Origin of the sequence: Bacillus thuringiensis (assembly GCF_001595725.1) — a bacterium.
Taxonomy (GTDB): domain Bacteria; phylum Bacillota; class Bacilli; order Bacillales; family Bacillaceae_G; genus Bacillus_A; species Bacillus_A thuringiensis_K.
This window is the reverse complement of sequence record NZ_CP014282.1, coordinates 1,940,008-1,958,854: the sequence shown is the minus strand read 5'-3', so window position 1 is coordinate 1,958,854 and position 18,847 is coordinate 1,940,008. Positions and strand designations below refer to the sequence as shown.

Below are 18,847 nucleotides of genomic sequence, written 5' to 3'. Positions count from 1 at the left end.
AGCGTATACCCCTTACTTTTTCATTTTTTTCACCTCAACACATCCTAAATTAATATTCCTTTAAAGAAATTCAATTTCCTTATTTAAACACCTTTAATTTCCCGAAAAATAAAAAAAGTCTGAAACGGATTAACCTTCGTTTCAGACTCTAACGTTACTGTGTGTATATTTCATCTAATAAATGTAAAAACTCACCTTGTTTCCCAGCTAATTCAGGGCATTTTGCAATATCAACCCATTCGTAGCAAAATACTAATCCTTTATCTTCCTCACCAGCACTTACAATATGTTCCCAAGTATCCTTTACATCTGTTAGTAAAGTAACATGGAAAAAGTGGCGTTTTTCATATTCCTGTTTTTCTTTCATATGTATGATGTAATCTGCTAAAAAACGTTCTATGCATAAATGACGCAATCCGGATTCTTCCTGTACTTCACGCAATATAGCCGCTTCTAACGTTTCACCTTCATCAACCGTTCCTCCTGGCACTTGAATACCAGCTTCATGTATATCACGATGTTTAAAAACAAGTAATTGCATAACCCCCTCTTTTTCTCTTGTAATATATGCATGTACTTTTTTCTTATATAACATCGTCATTATACGTCTCTCCCCTCAATCATTTACTCTGTTACTTCTTCAAGCGTCAGTTGATTATCATACAAATATGTAGCTTGTGGATTTCCCACATACCTTACGTGCCATGGTTCATACCGATAGCCCGTAATCGTTTCTTTCGCTTTTGTGTATCGAATCACAAAACCAAATTTATGGGCATTTTCAGAAAGCCACTGACCTTCTTTCGTTTCCCCAAAAACCGTCTCTAACTGAAATTTAGCAGATTGAGACGTAATATCCATAGCTAATCCAGTTTGATGCTCACTTGTGCCAGGAACCGCGCTAGACATTGCTGTTTTTGCTTCCCCATCTTGTTTTTTATACATCGTATTTAATGCTTTTTGTCGATCAAAGGATCTAAATCCAGAAACTGCAAAAAGAAAAATACGCTCGTTGTTAGCTTGCTGGAACATTTCCTCAAGCGCCCTCGCTGCCTCTTTTCTCATCTTTTTCTTTTCTTGATCACCTTCACTAGAGTAGCGCACTTTCGGAATAACTAAATCTGGCGGTCTATAACCATCTGGTAAACGCCTACTTTTATTCACAAGTACAAGCATTGAATTCGGATTATTAATTACCGCAATATCCCCATCCATATTAGCAATCGTTTCTTTCGCTTTCGGAAATATGCTATTTACACTTACTTCCCGCGCTTGCTTATCCTTATACATTTTATAATTGATTCCTGCTACTCCAACAATAATTATTGCAGCTACGATACCGAGTAGTGCCCATCTTTTTTTCATATAACGACCTCTTATTTTAATAATTTGGCCATTTCATACTCATCGATTTCCTTTCCATCGATAATAAGAGCAGCTTTTTTGACACCTTCTTTCTCAAATCCAGCTTTTTTATATAGTGTCTGAGCTCTTGTATTGTGGGCCATTACTGTTAATTCTAAACGCCATACATCATGTAATTTTGCCCACTTCTCAACCTCTTTAAACAATCTCGTCCCAATACCTCGCCCGTTATACTCTTGCAAAATACCAATTACAATGGTTGCCACATGTCTCTTTCTTTGAATGTTATTTCCATTCACTAATATAAAACCTACTATCCTCTCATCTTCAACTGCTACAAATATTGTTGCATATTCATTTTCTATAAAGCGATGGATTATTTTTTCTTGTTGCTCAGCTGTAGTTTTTCTTTCTCCTGGTTCATATAACATAAACTTCGTTTCTTCATCTAATTGCTTACTTAATTGTAAAAATGATGCTGCATCTTCTATTTCGATCTCCCTAATCACTTCAATCACCCTACCAGTTTCATAATAAAAAGTTTTCCTTATAAAAAGATTTTCTCTACTTTCTCGAAAATCCCTTTGTAAATCTCCTACTATAAATTGACAAATTTCGATATTACTATAACACCGACAAATTATGTCTATTCTGTGACGTCTCACCATTACAAAGAAAAAACGCAAGCATTACACTTACGTTTTTCCAAAATTGAAGTGAGCTAATAATTATCGATAGATGTCCTGGCTAATTCACGTTTCACTTTATCCATTCACTTTTTCTGCCTGCCAAAAATATTCACCAAATGCTTTAGCAAGTGCATCAATTGATCGATTCAATTCTTCCTCCGTATTATCTACACCGCCAACTTCTATTAATATCGCTTGTCCTGATAGGTCTTGATTATAGATTCCATTTCCTGTCTGGAACCCTTTTTGAATGACCCCACGACTCACTCCTGGATATTTCTTATTAATCGCCTCATGTAAAGCTGTCGCTAATTGTAAGTTTTTTTCATAGTTTTTATTTCCTTTCCCTACTACAAATGCAAGCTTTGCATATGATTTATCTCCAATTGTTTTTGTCGTTACATTCTTTCGGGCACTATCACGATGCAAATCAAAAAAGTATTGAAGATCTTTATTTCCAGCCATAGCTTGTTGCACAATTTCTCGTGACATTTTATACGAACTATTACTATTTAAACCTTTACTTATTAACTTTTGACCAACATCACTCTTATCGTTAGTAGCTCCAATCCCTTCACCTTCTAGTTGTTCACGGAAACGGTCTCCTAACATAGAAATATTCGATACAGAACTCGTTGCTTTATTCGGATTCGGGTCATTCGTTAAGTTAAGTAAAGGTAAATAAGATTCCCAGCTATGTGTATGATAAATAAACGCAACTTGTCTCTTTCCAGTCGTTTGGGACGGCTGTTTTTTCTCTTTATTCGTATCTTGTTTAGGTGCTTGTCCAGTTCCACTAGTCCGTTCCTTCACTACTTCTTCAAGAGGAACACTCGACTCTATCGGTAAGTTAGAATAATTTGTACCCTCACCCGCAATAACAATTTCAGTATCGTACTTACCGAACCCGGGGAGCTCTTTCCCGACAAAACTGCGTATATCATTAAAGCGAATATTTGTAGCCATAGAAAAGAGAAAAGAAGAAATTGAAAAATCTTGATTCAAATTTCGATACTCCTGTGTAAAATAATGATTCTCTTTTCCAAGTACATACATGTAACCATTCATCGATAACTCATTTAACCAATTATATAAATACGTTGACTTCGTCTCTTTCATAGAGGTTACCATCAGACTAATAAGAAAAAAAGTCGCTAGCACTGTAGTAATAACAAATAAAACTAACTTACGCATACTTGTAAACTTCATAAAAAAAAAGCCCCGATTCATACTATCACCTCTCTATTTCAAGTTATGTACAAGCCCTAGAGAATAGACCGTTAAAATTTCGGCTATATTGTTAATGAGGTGAAATGAATTGAAGCTATTAATAGGAATATTACCAATCGCTCTATCATTCATTTTTTATTTGTCCGCTAAGCATCCAAAAATCTCTATTGTGCTACATATTTCTGCGTACTTGGCACTTTATGTACTCGGTATAATTATTTCCATTAATATATACGATGTTTTAATACAAGATTTAGTTTTCATGACGAGCATTCATGGAATTTTACTGAATCCATTTTTCCTTATTGCAGGAACGTATATAGGAACATACACTTTGTACCTACTTTTGTCTCACATTATTATGAAAATAAAAAATGGAGCGTAATGAAATGCAACCACCATTTATCTGTCATACATGCAAAAAAAGAATTGTGAGAAAGAAAGATCTTATTACAGCCACATGGTACTTCCGCTTTTATTTATTTCACAGTGATTGTTATAAAGGACAGCAAGTGTTCATCTCACGATTTCTCCCTTTGAATACACTTTTCAATTTCTTTCTTATTGTATATGGACTTATTTTTGGCAGTATTCTTATGATTACAGAACCATCTATTATTTGGCTGACTTTCTTTTTCCCCATTTTTTATCGGTTTCTTTCTTATTATTATGTTGAACGTTTTTTCTCTACATAATGCGCAGACTGATCTCTCGGAATACTTAAACATTCCCACTCATTTTCTTTTAACATCTTCCCAATGTAAATAATCTGACCAATATGCAATGCATAATGAGAAATTTGCCTTTCAATTGCTTGCATGACAGTATGTTCTTCACCGCGAATGTATACCGTCTTCAATAAGTGTTCCGGCGTTAAAGTATTTATCGTATTAAAAACATATTTCCATCCTTCTTGCCAAGCTATAATGGCTTCTTCTTTTGAATGATAGCATCCCTCAAATTCACCATCTCGATTACGATCTGTTTTTTCACCATCAGACGTAAAAAAATCCGTCCATCTAGAACGCATATTACCGTGCAGATGCTTAATAATAATCGCTATACTATTTGTTTCTTCATGAGAAGACCATTGTATTTGTTCATATGATAATTGAGAAAGTGCCCGTTCTCCTTGTTTCTTTATTGCTTTAAAGTTCGAAATCGCACATTGTAAATATTCTCGTCCGATATCCATATTAGCCCCTACCTTCACCCTAGCTAATTTTTGTTCCATTTGGCAATTCCATATTAGGCTGAAGCAACACTACATCATCAGCTTCAGGAACGCCGCCAAGCACAAGCACTTCTGATTTGAATCCAGCTACACGCTTTGGTGGAAAGTTTACAACAGCAACGATTTGTTGACCGATTAACTCTTCTGGACTATACCTTTTCGTAATTTGAGCACTTGACTGCTTTATCCCGATTTCTCCAAAATCTATTGCTAGTTTAATCGCTGGTACTCTCGCTTCTTTAAATTCCTCTGCATGTATTACAGTTCCAATTCTCAAATCCAAATTTAAAAAATCTTCAAAATTAGCCATTTATCATTCCCCCCAATTATTACTTAGACAAAATACAAAAATCCCCTTTAAAAAAAGAAAGGTGCCTAAGCACCTTTCTTTTGTAATTCACTTGATTCATTTGATTTATAGAAGAAGAAACCGAGAATCCCGCCAATACATGATGGAATTAACCATCCGATTCCTTCGTTATATAACGGTAACATTTGTAGTACATTAGAAATCGCGTCAATTTTAATTTTCGCACTTTCTAAACCGTTAAAGAAACTAATTAACAATGCACCTAAAATAGCTCCAATATAAATTGTATTACGCTTCCCAATCCACTTATGGAAATACGAAAGTACGATTAATACAATTGCAACTGGATAAATAATCATTAACACAGGTAATGTTACTGCGATTAATTGTGTTAAACCTAGGTTAGATACAATTAAACTAAATACACATACCATTGTTACAATCGTTTTATGCGAAAGTTTTGGGAATAAGTTTGTAAAGAAACCCGCACACGCAGATGTTAACCCAACAGAAGTTGTTAAACAAGCGAGTATAATAACAAGCCCTAATAAAATTTTACCACTCGTCCCATATAGCTCATTTACAACATTCGTTAAAATAAGACCACCGTTTTCTGAGATACCAAGTGATGTGCTTGTTGAACCAAGATAAGCAAGTGATAAATAAATTAACGTTAAACCAAGTACAGCGATAATACCTGATACTACTGTTATTTTTGCAATTTGACTACTCTCTTTTATCCCTTTAGAGCGGATAACTTGGACGACGACAATTCCGAATACGAGCGCGCTAATTGCATCCATCGTTAAATATCCTTGAATAAATCCACCAAAGAAAGCATTTTCTTTGTAAGCAGCTAACGGCGTAGCTGGCTCTCCAATTGGATCAATGATTGCCTTTCCGACAATAACAGCGACAATTAATACTAATAATGGTGTAAGAAACTTTCCAAACCAATCCACTAATTTAGATGGATTTAATGATAAATACCACGTTATTCCGAAGAAAACTATCGTGAAAAGAAATAGCATGTACCACTCTGAAACCATTGCCTCTGATAAAAACGGCTTCATACCCATTTCAAACGAAACAGCTCCAGTACGAGGAATCGCGAAAAATGGTCCAATTGCTAAATAACTAATCAATGGGAAAATAAACGCAAATATAGGGTGGACTCTAGAAGATAGCGCTTTCAAGTCCCCCTCTACAAACGCGACAGCTGTTACAGCTAGTAGGGGTAATCCGACTCCCGTTACAAGGAATCCTATTGTAGCAATCCAAACATTCTCTCCTGCTTGTTGACCTAAAACTGGCGGAAAAATTAAATTTCCTGCTCCTAAAAATAATGCAAATAGCATTAAACCAATTGCTACCGTATCACCTGGCCTTAAACGTCCCTTCATGCTCTTTATTTGCATAGCACTTTTTCATTGTTTATCTCTATATTTTACAATATGCTATGCATCCTCCTCTCTGCTCAAGATGATAAAATATGCCCCTTACAAAGCAGTGTCTTTCTCCATAATTTCTCCATTCCCCTTATTTTTACTCTAATCATTATTACAATTGCCGTTTTGAATTTTGATTTTTTTGAATTTTTAAATCATTAGAGTGTTATTACGTGGAGTATAGTTGTCAGACCTCTTTGTTTTTATCACACATATAGTAACATATTTAGTTGCAAAATAAAAACATATTTTCAAATTGATTTTTTTGAAAATCAAAATTATCTACATTTTTATTCTCTTACACAAATATTGTTACAATCTCACCTATTATCCTATCGTTATTTTCAAATAACTTTACACACGTAACATAACAAAAGCCATCCATAATTGAAGTGACCCCCGAAAGTTAGACAGGTCGTTTCATTAGGCAGCCTCTAGGGTATGAGCCCGGTATTGTACTGGGCTCATACCCTTTAATTTTGCCTTAATTCTTTTATGATTATAGTATTCTATATACTTTGCTAACTCTTGTTTGAAATGTGTTATACTTTCAAATTCTTTTCGATACAGAAATTCCGATTTCATGATACCGGAGAAATTTTCAATAACGGCATTGTCATAACAGTTTCCTTTGCGAGACATACTTTGAGTTATGCCACAATTCTTAAGAGAATGACGGTATTGTTTCATTTGATAGTGCCAACTTGATCAGAGTGAATGAGGAGTTTATCCGGATCGGTTACACAATAAGGGGCTTGGTCCAACATCGTTGAAACAAGGGAATAGGTCGGTCTTGAACCAATTGTATACGTGATAATTTCACCATTAAATAAATCCAACATTGGTGATAGGTATAACTTCTCCCCAAATAACTTAAACTCCGTAATATCTGTAACCCACTTTTCATTTGGTTTTTCAGCTTGGAAGTTGCGATTTAAAATATTTGGTGCAATTTTCCCAATTGTCTCTTTGTAAGAGCGATATTTTTTCATACGAACCAGACATTTTAACCCTAATTCTTTCATAAGACGATACACTTTTTTATGATTTACTTTGTGTCCACGATTCATAAGTTCATCACGAATACGACGATAACCATAACACCATCGTGTTCATTATAAATAGCTTGAATCAGTTCTTTTACCTCCGCATTTGGATCAGGACGATTAAAATGTTTCATCCAGTAATAGTACGTACTACGTGGAATGTTTGCGAGTTGAAGTAACTCCTTGATAGGAAATTCATGCCTTAACTCGTAGATTACTTGCTTTGTCTTGTTTGGTGATTTTTCTTTGTTTTGAACTAAGGCATTCAACTTTTTTAAATATGAATTTTCCATACGTAAACGTTCATTTTCCGCTTGTAAGGCTTCGATTGATCCTTCATCTACTGGTTTTATTTTTTATCTTTCATGGTTGGACGCCCCTTTTTCTTTGATTGTAGGGCATCCAATCCTCCTGTTTCATAAGCTATTTTCCATTTCCGAAGTGTTTCATAAGACGGTATATTGAAAAGTGCCGCTGTTTCTCTGATAGATGTCCCGTGTTCATTCATATAATAAAGTACATCTAGTTTATACTGGGCTGGGTAGAATGTATAGCACTTTTCAAAGGCCTTTTCACCTGAAGACTCATATCGTCTAATCCACTCACGAAGTACGCTAGGGTTAACTCCTATAGATTTAGCAATTGTTTTTCCACTTTCTGTACCATCTAAATATCGTTTCACCGCTTGGATTTTTTCTTTTGAAGAAAATTTAGCCATAAAAAATGCACCTCCAATTGTTAGACTGTGTCTAACAATTGGGGTGCACTTCATAATTAGATGGCTTTTGTTATGTTACTCTATCGTTTCAACTTCACGTGGATTTTTCATCTCTTCCACATACACAACTCTAAATCCGTGATCTTCTAAATCTTTCAATAATGTCTCTAATTCACCGTCGTTAAACTCTTCTCCTAATGTAAACATAATTCTACGAACTAATAAGGCATCATTATCAAAAGTCATCAAACTTTGAATACCAGTGTATTTCTTTAAAACTGTCGATAACTTTTGGATTGCTCCATTATAGTCTTGCGTCCCAATCATGACAGAGTATTTACTAGAGTGAACGCCCCATGCATCCTCTAATAACTCAAAAACTTTTTTATGCGTTAAAATTCCAAGGAAAACCCCTTTTTCGTCAACTACTGATAAATAAGGCAATTTTTTTATTGTAAAAAATACTTTAAAGAAAGATGAATCTTCTCTCACAAATCCTTCTTTATCGTTTAATAATTGTATTACACTCTCATCAAGTGATCCTTTATATTCTAAAATATCTACTTTATATATATTCCCTAAAAATTTCTCTTTTTTTTCATCTAAAACTGGTACACAACGATACCCTGTTTTATTTAAATGCTCTAACGCTTCCCCTATCGTAATCGAACTTGAGCACAGTAAAACTTCCCTTTTCGGCACGTAATTCCCTTTAATCCTCATAAAAAGCCTCCTTATGTTAAAATACTTTCTGTGCCATAACTATATTATATTTTCAGAAAAAAATAAATAATTTATTTTATTTTTCTGAAAATTATTCATTTTCTTGTCATAATTTATTCATCAATCCTTCACTTGCATATTTTTGCTATCAAATCTTCTCTCTGAATTGCTGAATGAAAAATATATTGTAACTTCTTTCAAAAAAAGCTAAAATAAGAATAAGAATTTTCTGAATATTCCAAGAGCAGGTGGTTATATGTCCTTATTACACTCACATATATGTAAATTTATAATTGGTGTTATTGTTATTTTTGCCATAAGTCCTATTCCAGCTCTTTTTACTACACACAATTACTCTTATCAAAATGGATTTATTAGCATTTTTCAAAACTTCGCACAGCTTTCTTCTATATCAATTCCAAAGGTTGATTGGATGCATGAATCTATCTTTTTCTCAGCAAACCAAATGATACATACTTCTAATCATTCAACACCATTATTCCCTTACATATGGGAAATATATTTTATATCGATTGTTCGTTTTACTTTTACCCTTGCGATCGGATTTTTCATAAGTTTGGGTATCGGCCATTTATTTTTCAAATTACCTAACTCGTTTAAAAAGTTTACTACTGTATTAAATTGGATACCTTACTCTTTTTGCACTGTAGTATTACAATGTTCAGTCTTATTACTACTTCTATACGTTGCACAATTTATAAACCTTCCTTACTACTCATCTTTTATTATCGTATGTAGTACTTCCATGATTATCGTTATGCAAGCAGTACAAAAATGGATTCCTTTCTTGAAAAACAAAAATGAATATGAAATAAAACATGATTCTTTTCTTGTGGATACATTGTTTTTGGCGCTTACTTCGAATCATAAATCAATTTTAGGTTCCATTATTCTTTCATTCGTTTTTATGGAATGCGTTTTTCATGCAAATGGACTGTTACAATTTATCGTTCAATTTGGCGGAAATTCCCCCATAATTGTTACAATCGGCTTATTACTACTCTATATCCCTTATAGCATGCTTTCTTTCCTTCAAACACTATGGACCACAAATTACTCCAAGCAACAGTCATACACTTTAACGAGAAGTGTTCCAAAACCTTAATTTGAAATAACCCTCTATAATCTAAAAGTAGAGGGTTATTCCTTTTGTATAGCGGACAAAATAACAGCAAATTCAAAAACTATTACAGAAACATACCAATATTTACCCTTTTCCTTTGACTATTCTTTTCATTTGGATTTATTATAAAAGTATAACATAATTGCAGGAGGTGACATCTTTATTCCAAACCTTGGAATGGAGAATACACTTGGACATATTAAATATTTTTCTCATCTTTGTACTTATTCTTATTTCTGGCTTTTTCGTTGCATCAGAATTCGCTGTTGTAAAAGTACGAAAAAGTCGAATTGACCAACTTGCAAATGAAGGTAATAAACAAGCTTTAGCTGCAAGAAGTGTCATATCAAATTTAGATGTTTATTTATCAGCTTGTCAGCTCGGGATTACAATCACTTCTTTAGGGCTTGGTTGGCTTGGTGAACCGACTGTAGAACATTTGCTACGACCGCTCTTTGAAAAAATTAATATTACTGGAACAATGGCTAACACTTTATCTTTTATTATCGCTTTTAGCGTTATTACATTTTTCCACGTTGTATTAGGTGAGTTAGTTCCAAAGTCTTTCGCAATTCAAAAAGCAGAAGCAATCACACTTAAATTTGCAAGACCGCTTATTTTATTTGATAAAATTATGTATCCATTCATTTGGCTGCTCAATAGTACAGCTATATTTTTCACAAAACTACTCGGATTAGAACCTGCGAAAGAAAATGAACTGGCTCATTCTGAAGAGGAATTGCGACTCATATTAGGTGAAAGTTTTAAAAGTGGTGAAATAAACCAAACCGAATATAAATATGTAAATAATATTTTTGAATTTGATGATCGAGTTGCAAAAGAAATTATGGTTCCTCGTACCGAAATGATTTGCCTATCTACTGAAAATACGTTAGAAGAAAATATGGATATCGTCGCTACTGAAAAATATACACGCTATCCAATCATTGAAAAAGATAAAGATGATATTATCGGGATGATCAATACGAAAGAAGTATTCCATGATCAAACAAAAGGTATTTATAAACCACTTGAATCTTATATACATCCTGTTCTAACTGTATTTGAAACAGTTCCAATTCGTAAAACGTTAGTACATCTTCAAAAAAATCGTGTTCAGATGGCAATCGTTATGGATGAATATGGTGGAACTGCCGGGCTTTTAACGATGGAAGATATTCTTGAAGAAATCATTGGAGAAATTCAAGATGAATTCGATGCGGATGAATCACCTATGATTGAAAAACGTACGCCTAAGCTTACTGTTTTAGATGGAAAGGTGCTTATTTCTGAAGTAAATGATATCTTTGGCCTACATATTGATGATAGTGATTTAGATACAATCGGAGGATGGCTTCTCTCTCAAGCAATTGACTTAAATATTGAAGCTGGCTATTCCATTGAATATGCTGGTTTTCAATTTAAAGTATTAGAACTTGATGGACATCAAGTCAAAAAAGTTGCTGTACATAAACTAGATATTAAAAAGGAGCTATAAAGTGACTGTTTTATTAACAATTTGTATCATTGCCTGTTTCGTTGTTTCATTTCTCGCCTTTATTTATCCAATTATCCCTGGCATACTAGCTGTCTGGGCTGGATATTTGATTTACCATTTCGGTATAAATGGAGGAGAATTAACAACTTCTTTTTGGATTATTCAAATCATTTTTACTCTTTTCATTTTCGTTGCTGACTTTATTGCAAATGGATATTTTTTAAAAAAATACGGTAGTTCTAAATGGGGCGAACGTGTCGGAATGATTTCTATCATTGTCGGATCGTTCTTCTTCCCCCCATTCGGACTTATTATCATACCGTTCTTATCAGTATTTATAACAGAACTAGTGCATAAAAAAGCGCCAAAAGATGCCTTTCTAGTTGGAGTCGCTACTGTAGTTGGTTTTTTAAGCAGTACAGTAGCGAAAGCAATTCTCCAAATCATTATGATTATCATCTTCGTATGTTATATCATCTTTTAACCATCCCGACTTCGGGATGGTTTTTTAATATGCAATACCTACTCGACTATTTTCATATATGTTTTTCTTGCATAGGTCCCATGCAAAGTGTGCTGTATCACCTACTGTAATTTTTGATCCACCTTCTGGCAATATATCTTTTTCAGTTCGATATACCTTTATCGCCTCACCGTCTATTAAATGTGTCGGACAAACAACTGTCCAACATAAATGATTACTATTACTTAGTACCTTATATGCAGCCAAATGATCTTCTGCTGCCGTTGTCGTTTTCCTTTTGGATTCCGTTGATTGAAAACGATATAAATTGGGATTTGATCTTGCTTGTAAAATACCAGCTGTTCCTATTGTAATGATTTTACGAACCCCTTTTTCTTCCATTTCCTTTATAATTTGTGGCATACTCTTCGCTAATGTTCCATTTTGATCCGTTCCAAGTGCACTAATTACTATATCACTTCCTTCTATCGCTTTCTTTATATCATTTTCGTTTAATACATTACCTTCTATCACTCGCAACCTTTCATGTTGTATTTCTATTCTACTTAAATCACGTGCTAATGCTGTCACTTCAGCTGAATCCTTTAGTGCTAATTTTATTATATTTGAACCTACTCGTCCCGTTGCTCCCAATATGCATACTTTCATTTATTTCCCTCCTCTTTCCTTCTTTCTCTATTTTTCAATACTCTCAATCAAATTACAACAAAAAAGCTTCCTCATATGTAAGAGGAAGCTCTATTATTACTTTATTTCTTTTCTTTAGAATCCGTAGACTTCTCAGTTCCACTTGTTTCTTTATCCTTTTTGTCCTCTTGTTGTGTAGTTGTATCTTCTTCTTTCTTCTTATCCTCACCTTTACTACAACCTACCATTAATAAAGAACTTGCAAGTGCCATAGCAGTCAATGATTTAACCCATTTGTTCATTTGCGTTTCCTCCTTGTGATAGAATATGTACAATCCCATATTACTCTCTATTTTTAAAGGAGAGATTGAAAAACAGTAAATATACGGTAAATTATTGTAAATTTTCTGATAACAAAACTTGATTTTAATTTATATATTCCATTTCCAATCGATACACAATAAAACTAGTTATTTTCTCTCAATGGACGTAAAAAACTAAGGCGCATACCATTCCGCCTTAGTTTCTCATGCAAACTTTTCATTTTCATATAGATGTGTAATCTTATATTCCTTCTTCATAACATATTGCCACACACTATAAGCGTAACGGTTCATTTTCAGGAAACAATTTTCCAAAAATGAGCGAAACTCCGGATTAGCAACTTCCACTGCAACTTGAGCAAACTTTAGTGCTAATCGTTTTAAATGCGAAATATATGCAGTAGCAATATAGATATCTCCTGTATCTTTATATTCCGTTTCCTCTTCTATTTCATGCAAATAAAATGGAAGAGGTTCACAAGTAATATGCTGTACATTCTCTCCTTCTTGAAAGTTCACTTGCTCATTATATGCTTGTAACATATATGGTAAATGCTGCTGCAATAACTCCTTTAATTCTTCGTCTCTCACCTCTACTGTATACTCCCCAACCTGATATATGAGCATATAACTATATCTCATTAATTCTTTCATACAGTCCATGAAAGTGCCTCCCTTCTCTATTGTCTATATGTTATAAATATGATGCTATAACGTTTGCTATTCTTGCTAAAAACCAATCCCATTTACTAATTTTCTCAAAGTCTTCTTCTGAAAATCTTTTTGATTTATGAAAGTCTACCTGTAATCGACTCCATACTTCATCAACAGCTGTTTTATCATATATGATACAGTTAGACTCACAATTTAAATAAAAACTTCTATTATCAAAATTCGCTGTCCCAATATCAACAATTTCTCCATCAATGATTGTTACTTTCCCGTGAAAAAAACCATTCTGATATTGATAGATCTCAGCTCCAACATGGTTCATCTCTTTCAAATACGGATAAGCAGCTTGTTTTAACAATATGGCATCACTTTTAAACGGTACGAGAATTTTCACATTGACACCCCGGTTTAATGCATCTTTTAACTCTTTCATCATTTCTTTACTTGGCACAAAATATGGCGTAGCAATAATTAAAGATTTTTTAGCCTGCTTTAATAGTGCTCCATATTTTTCCCATAAACCTTTTCCATCTGAAAATAAATATTGATATTTCACATTCCCTAATGTAGGTATACTTTCATGTATAGGCATTTTTTCTCCTGTATCTTCTTTCCAATCAGCAGCAAATTTTCTTTCCATATCCGTGGCACCATTCCCCTTGACTCGTACATGATAATCACGCCACGGACCAAATTTCGGATTTTGTCCAAGATACTCCTTTCCAATGTTAAAGCCGCCGATATATGATACTTTTCCGTCAATCGTAACAATACGTCTATGATTCCGTTGATGCAAAGAATAGAACACATTTTTCAGTTTCAGTTTTTTACTAAATGTAAACTTCACACCGTTCTCTTTTAATCGGCTAATTACCTTTTTCTTCAGCTTATATCCGCCTACCCGATCGACTGACAATTTCACTTCTACTCCGCTAGATGCTTTTTTCTCTAATAACTGTAAAAACTCTTGGCTTATTTCGTCTTTTCCTACAATATAAAAATGGATATATATATACTTTTCTGCATCGTTTATATCGTCAAATAATTTCCTATATAACTCTTCACCGTTCGTATATAGTTGAAATTCACCTAATCGAACTTTTCCTAATTCATATTCACTAGCCATTTCCTTCCCCATTTCTACATCGATATTCATCCAAATGAATACACCTATTAAACAAAGGATTATAGCGAAAAAGTACTTCATGGATAAATTCCTTTCTCCACTTACTGTTATTTCTATATCTTCCCTTTTTTATTACATTATCATTCAAGAAAATATGTCATTACATGATATATGTCCATATCAAACAATAGCTCATTTGCATATTGTATGTTGTATCTTAAAATAAAAGGAGGAAATAACAATGGGCTTCGCACATGGTAATGGATTTGCGCTATTAGTCGTATTATTTATCCTCTTAATCATCGTCGGTGCTGCTTGCTTCTGCTAAGTAGCTACTGTCATATGATATGTGGATGAAAAAATTATAAAAGCGGACACCTATTTTTTAGGTGTCCGCTTTTCATTTTAAAATCATTTCCGCCTGCTATAGTAACTTAAATGGCTAAATATTCATCTCAAAAAGTTAACAATGTAGCTACTTTCTTACTCTCTGCCTTACGTATATGACGCTGTTCTGCACGTAATACAGCAATACGATGTAATTCTTTCTCTTCTTCTGTTTCAGGGATAACACGCGGTACAGGAACTGGATTATTTTCCTTACTAAGTGCAACAAAAGTAACAAATGACGTTGCCGCTATACGCTTCTCACCTGAGATTAAATCTTCAGCCACTACCTTCACAAACACTTCCATCGAAGTTCTCCCCGTCCAAATTACGAAAGATTCATAACTAACACAATCTGAAGAACGAACAGGATGTAAGAAATCAACCCAGTCCATAGATGCTGTGACACATTCCTTTCTCGAATGTCTGGATGCTGAAATAGAAGCAACCATATCCATCTCCGCTAATATCTTCCCACCAAATAGCGTGTTATGATCATTTAAATCTGTTGGAAATACTCGGCTCGTTTTGAAAACTCTTGACTCATTGGCAGTTTTTCCTTTTACTTCCGTCATTGTTATCACCCCTTTAATGATTTATCCCTAACATTTTAATAGTCACTATACTAAATGAACTACACATTTAATATTAACAACATTCAGAACTTTTAGTCCACAAAAAAGAACCGATTTTATCAATCGGCTCCTCTAAATACATATTGTTCTTTCGGCTGTTCAACTTTATTCCATTTTGTTACTTCTAATACAGGAATATTTGCATGAAACGGCTGATAAAACTCAGTAGTTATCTCTCCTTCTACTTGAATCCAGTCATCATTATTCCACTCTACACCTTCTGGTTTTTTCACTAACATACCATACACACCAGAATCTGCTACGCAATGTATAATACCGAAACGGAATAAGAAGTATTGTTCTTTTTTAGATGAATCATCTCTGAAAACAAACCCTTTATAGGATAATTTTTTCCCAGTAAACTCACCAGGATAATTATAAATTGTCTCCATCCCTTTTAGAAAATCTTCGTCTTTTAAATTAATACTATCTTTCGTAACAAATTCTTTTTTACCTTTTTCCATTACACCTCGGTATCCTTCTTTCCCGTAATAAATGCTCGTATCAGGTCTTAGAAATTGCCTTGTCATAAATGGATCTTTACTTTCTGCTTGTGCTACTGGAAAATGAAATCCCTTCGCCTTAACAATGTCGGAATCTAATGTTGCAATCGGGAAAAACAATCCTGTGACTATCGGAAAACAAAACAATGTGTACGAAAATGCTTTTTTCCACCACGTATTCTCATCTTTTGAATGATCATGTCCGCAATGGCTATGATCGCAACCACAATTGTGCTGTTCCTTCTCTTTTTGATGTTCTTTTTGGAAAACGATAATAATTTGAACAATCGTTAAGAATCCTAAAATAATAGCTGCTGTTGTTGATAAATAGGCATACTTCATATTGATATACTTCGTAATATTGCCTGAAATATGAAGCTGCGCAATTAATATTGTAAAACCTAATAATATATACGCTCGAAACATAACCTACCACCCTATCGCATAAATGAGTAGTGAGCTTGCATAAACAACAAGTGTAACTGTAACTGTAACGACAATTACAAATTTTGTTTTAAATGTCGCAAGCATCATAAACATATTTTTAATATCCACCATTGGTCCGTAAACAAGGAACGCGACAAGTGATGCTGTTGAAAATGTACTTTGGAATGACGAAGCAATAAATGCATCTGCTTCTGAACAAAGTGATAAAATGTAAGCAAGTCCCATCATAACAGCTGGTGAAGAGAACGGCCCTTGTCCTATAGCAAGAAGTGTTGAAGTTTGTACAAACGTTTGAACTGCAGCCGCAATTAACGCACCTAATACTAAATATTTTCCCATCGAGAAAAATTCCTCAACAGCATGCGTACACACATCCCACATTTTTTTACGTAATGGACGCTTATGATTCACTTCTGGGAAGTGATCATCTCTTAATTGATGTTCTTTAAACATAAATGATAATATAATTCCAACGATAATGGCTACAATAATCGCTACAATAGAACGATACCATACCATGTGCATACTACTTCCAAAGGCAACGTATGTTGCAAATAAAACAACTGGATTAATAATTGGCCCAGTTAACATAAATGCAATTCCAGCATATGGCGGAACCCCTTTTCCGATTAATCGCCTTACAATCGGAACGATTCCACATTCACAGCCCGGAAACATCATCCCTAAAAAAGTAGCCATTAAAACAGACAGAAATCGGTTTTTCGGCATCCATTTTGCTACCATATCTTCTGTAACAAACATTTGAATGAATCCTGAAATAAATACACCAATGAGCACGAAAGGAAGTGCCTCGATTAATATGGAGATAAAAATTGTATTCATTTGCAGGAATGCTTTCGGTAATTGAAACAATTCCATGATGTATTTCCTCCAACTTTTCATTAACAATATGTAATTTTAACCCCATTTCATTAATTGGACAAGGTTTATATGGAATACATACCCTTTATATACATTACATTGTACAAGTTATATTCTATTCAAAATTTGAGATTTCATAGCAAAAAAGCTGCTCTAGCGCAGTTGTATAACTATGCTAGAGCAGCTTTCCTATCGTTAAAAGTAACGTTTCTTCCAAAATACAAATGCTAAAGCGCAAGATAATGTTGCACATATTATGAGTACAATTACAAAACCTTGAGCCTCACCTTCAAATGGAACCTTTACGTTCATTCCAAAGAAACTAGAAACCATCGTCGGTAAAGATAAAATGATTGTAATTGACGTTAACAGTTTCATAACACTATTTAAATTATTTGATATAACGGAGCTAAAAGTATTCATCATTCCACTTAAAATGTGACTATATATTTCCGCCATTTCAATAGCCTGTTTATTTTCAATTAATACATCTTCTAATAAATCTTGATCGTCTTCATACATTTTTAAAAATGTACTGTTACGCATTAACTTTTGAATTACAATTTTATTAGCCTTTAATGACGTCGTAAAGTATACTAAACTTTTCTCAAGGCCTAGCAATGTGAAAATCTCTTTATTTTTCATCGACTTATTTAATTGATGCTCTAAATCAATTGTTTTTCGATTTATTTGCTTTAAGTATCTTAAATAATAAGTAGAAATCGTATATAAGAGCTGAAGTGCAAAGCGCGTCTTCTTAAACGTATAAAATTCTTTAATACGTTGATTAATAAAACGTTCAAAAATTGGATTCTCTTCTAAGCAAATTGTAACAAAACAATCCGGCATCACAATCATACCTATTGGAATCGTGTCATAAATCGAATTTCCTTCTTCGTCATGTCTAACTGTCGGAATATCCACGATAATTAAAGTATTATTGTCTTCCTTTTCAATACGAGAGCGTTCTTCATCATCCAAAGGATCTTTAATGAAATCTAAGTCTACATTTAAAGTTTGTACTAGATATTGAATTTCTTCTTCTGTTGGATGAAGTACATTAATCCAGCATCCCTTTTGCATTTCCTCAATCTCTTGTAGTTTTCCGTTTCGGTCTGTTAAATATATATTTAACATACTATCACCCCGATTCTTTTTACATGTAGGAATCTACCTCTCTTAAATCACAGTTTTTAAACCGACATTCTCAGCATATGAAACATACGTTTAAATTTCAATAGAAAAATTATTTTGAAAACGTTTTTATAGGAAAAATATTATAAAGTGAAACTTTAATCAGTAGGTAGCTTTATCCCCCGCTGATTATTAGCCCTCACAAATCGGGATTTTACGGGC

22 protein-coding genes and 1 pseudogene are annotated in these 18,847 nt (G+C 33.9%); 6 read left to right on the top strand and 17 right to left on the bottom strand.

The window, feature by feature from the left end; all coding sequences use genetic code 11:
* Positions 1-154 precede the first annotated feature (154 nt).
* The 4 genes from AXW78_RS10025 to spoIIP all read right to left on the bottom strand — a co-directional run bounded on the left by AXW78_RS10025 (position 155) and on the right by spoIIP (position 3,284).
* Positions 155-601, bottom strand: a complete 447-nt coding sequence (locus AXW78_RS10025; protein WP_000178284.1) for an NUDIX hydrolase — start codon at positions 599-601, stop codon at positions 155-157.
* A gap of 23 nt (positions 602-624) precedes the next feature.
* On the bottom strand, positions 625-1,365 hold the full coding sequence (locus AXW78_RS10020) for a M15 family metallopeptidase (protein ID WP_000747650.1): 741 nt from the start codon (positions 1,363-1,365) through the stop codon (positions 625-627).
* 11 nt (positions 1,366-1,376) lie between these two features.
* Positions 1,377-1,874, bottom strand: coding sequence for a GNAT family N-acetyltransferase (locus AXW78_RS10015; protein ID WP_000617569.1), 498 nt, complete (start codon positions 1,872-1,874; stop codon positions 1,377-1,379).
* Positions 1,875-2,129: 255 nt separating this feature from the next.
* Positions 2,130-3,284 carry a stage II sporulation protein P gene (gene spoIIP / locus AXW78_RS10010; protein ID WP_001079281.1) on the bottom strand — a complete coding sequence of 385 codons (1,155 nt, stop codon included), beginning with the start codon at positions 3,282-3,284 and terminating at the stop codon, positions 2,130-2,132.
* Positions 3,285-3,372: 88 nt separating this feature from the next.
* Here spoIIP and AXW78_RS10005 point away from each other — a divergent pair, with 88 nt between their 5' ends.
* Positions 3,373-3,669, top strand: coding sequence for a hypothetical protein (locus AXW78_RS10005; RefSeq protein WP_061884088.1), 297 nt, complete (start codon positions 3,373-3,375; stop codon positions 3,667-3,669).
* A 4-nt stretch (positions 3,670-3,673) separates the two neighbouring features.
* Complete coding sequence (locus AXW78_RS32005) at positions 3,674-3,979, top strand: hypothetical protein (RefSeq protein ID WP_002163956.1); 306 nt, start codon at positions 3,674-3,676, stop codon at positions 3,977-3,979.
* Here AXW78_RS32005 and AXW78_RS10000 read toward each other — a convergent pair.
* The 5 genes and pseudogenes from AXW78_RS10000 to cbpA all read right to left on the bottom strand — a co-directional run bounded on the left by AXW78_RS10000 (position 3,952) and on the right by cbpA (position 8,763).
* Complete coding sequence (locus AXW78_RS10000; protein WP_000435826.1) at positions 3,952-4,518, bottom strand: DUF1572 domain-containing protein; 567 nt, start codon at positions 4,516-4,518, stop codon at positions 3,952-3,954. The genes AXW78_RS32005 and AXW78_RS10000 overlap by 28 nt on opposite strands.
* Positions 4,499-4,828: a chaperone CsaA gene (csaA, locus tag AXW78_RS09995; protein ID WP_001263019.1), complete on the bottom strand. Its 330-nt coding sequence runs from the start codon at positions 4,826-4,828 to the stop codon at positions 4,499-4,501. Before csaA ends, AXW78_RS10000 begins: the two co-directional genes overlap by 20 nt.
* A 65-nt stretch (positions 4,829-4,893) precedes the next feature.
* Positions 4,894-6,231 carry a branched-chain amino acid transport system II carrier protein BrnQ4 gene (gene brnQ4 / locus AXW78_RS09990; protein WP_000678504.1) on the bottom strand — a complete coding sequence of 446 codons (1,338 nt, stop codon included), beginning with the start codon at positions 6,229-6,231 and terminating at the stop codon, positions 4,894-4,896.
* Between the two features lie 468 nt (positions 6,232-6,699).
* A pseudogene (locus tag AXW78_RS32000) lies at positions 6,700-8,040 on the bottom strand (IS3 family transposase).
* A gap of 75 nt (positions 8,041-8,115) precedes the next feature.
* Complete coding sequence (cbpA, locus tag AXW78_RS09970; protein ID WP_001220526.1) at positions 8,116-8,763, bottom strand: cyclic di-AMP binding protein CbpA; 648 nt, start codon at positions 8,761-8,763, stop codon at positions 8,116-8,118.
* A 256-nt stretch (positions 8,764-9,019) separates the two neighbouring features.
* On the opposite strand from cbpA, the gene AXW78_RS09965 reads away from it, so the two are divergent.
* The 3 genes from AXW78_RS09965 (at position 9,020) to AXW78_RS09955 (ending at position 11,889) form a co-directional block, all read left to right on the top strand.
* Positions 9,020-9,889, top strand: a complete 870-nt coding sequence (locus AXW78_RS09965; RefSeq protein ID WP_061884087.1) for a hypothetical protein — start codon at positions 9,020-9,022, stop codon at positions 9,887-9,889.
* A gap of 208 nt (positions 9,890-10,097) precedes the next feature.
* On the top strand, positions 10,098-11,405 hold the full coding sequence (locus AXW78_RS09960) for a hemolysin family protein (protein WP_000353731.1): 1,308 nt from the start codon (positions 10,098-10,100) through the stop codon (positions 11,403-11,405).
* A 1-nt stretch (position 11,406) separates the two neighbouring features.
* Positions 11,407-11,889, top strand: a complete 483-nt coding sequence (locus AXW78_RS09955; protein ID WP_000217337.1) for a DUF456 domain-containing protein — start codon at positions 11,407-11,409, stop codon at positions 11,887-11,889.
* A gap of 24 nt (positions 11,890-11,913) precedes the next feature.
* Here AXW78_RS09955 and AXW78_RS09950 read toward each other — a convergent pair whose 3' ends face one another.
* The 4 genes from AXW78_RS09950 to cls all read right to left on the bottom strand — a co-directional run bounded on the left by AXW78_RS09950 (position 11,914) and on the right by cls (position 14,718).
* Positions 11,914-12,537 (bottom strand): NAD(P)-dependent oxidoreductase, encoded by a 624-nt coding sequence (locus tag AXW78_RS09950; RefSeq protein ID WP_000861628.1) that lies wholly within the window; start codon positions 12,535-12,537, stop codon positions 11,914-11,916.
* Positions 12,538-12,638: 101 nt separating this feature from the next.
* Positions 12,639-12,818, bottom strand: a complete 180-nt coding sequence (locus AXW78_RS09945) for a hypothetical protein (protein ID WP_001045967.1) — start codon at positions 12,816-12,818, stop codon at positions 12,639-12,641.
* A 225-nt stretch (positions 12,819-13,043) separates the two neighbouring features.
* A complete protein-coding gene (locus tag AXW78_RS09940) occupies positions 13,044-13,502 on the bottom strand; it encodes a spore coat protein (RefSeq protein WP_061884086.1) in 459 nt (152 codons plus the stop codon).
* A gap of 31 nt (positions 13,503-13,533) precedes the next feature.
* On the bottom strand, positions 13,534-14,718 hold the full coding sequence (gene cls, locus AXW78_RS09935; protein ID WP_003300934.1) for a cardiolipin synthase: 1,185 nt from the start codon (positions 14,716-14,718) through the stop codon (positions 13,534-13,536).
* 160 nt (positions 14,719-14,878) lie between these two features.
* Between cls and AXW78_RS31995 the strand changes: the two genes are divergently transcribed.
* Positions 14,879-14,965 (top strand): YjcZ family sporulation protein, encoded by an 87-nt coding sequence (locus AXW78_RS31995; RefSeq protein WP_000505094.1) that lies wholly within the window; start codon positions 14,879-14,881, stop codon positions 14,963-14,965.
* Positions 14,966-15,092: 127 nt separating this feature from the next.
* Here the strand turns inward: AXW78_RS31995 and AXW78_RS09930 are convergent, their stop codons facing one another.
* The 4 genes from AXW78_RS09930 to AXW78_RS09915 all read right to left on the bottom strand — a co-directional run bounded on the left by AXW78_RS09930 (position 15,093) and on the right by AXW78_RS09915 (position 18,628).
* Positions 15,093-15,599 (bottom strand): acyl-CoA thioesterase, encoded by a 507-nt coding sequence (locus tag AXW78_RS09930; protein ID WP_000141164.1) that lies wholly within the window; start codon positions 15,597-15,599, stop codon positions 15,093-15,095.
* A 119-nt stretch (positions 15,600-15,718) separates the two neighbouring features.
* Entirely contained in the window at positions 15,719-16,588 is an 870-nt protein-coding gene (locus AXW78_RS09925; RefSeq protein ID WP_000488052.1) for a TIGR03943 family putative permease subunit, read from the bottom strand.
* A gap of 3 nt (positions 16,589-16,591) precedes the next feature.
* Positions 16,592-17,488: a permease gene (locus AXW78_RS09920; protein ID WP_000418723.1), complete on the bottom strand. Its 897-nt coding sequence runs from the start codon at positions 17,486-17,488 to the stop codon at positions 16,592-16,594.
* Positions 17,489-17,686: 198 nt separating this feature from the next.
* Positions 17,687-18,628 (bottom strand): magnesium transporter CorA family protein, encoded by a 942-nt coding sequence (locus AXW78_RS09915; RefSeq protein WP_000932387.1) that lies wholly within the window; start codon positions 18,626-18,628, stop codon positions 17,687-17,689.
* Positions 18,629-18,847: the final 219 nt, after the last annotated feature.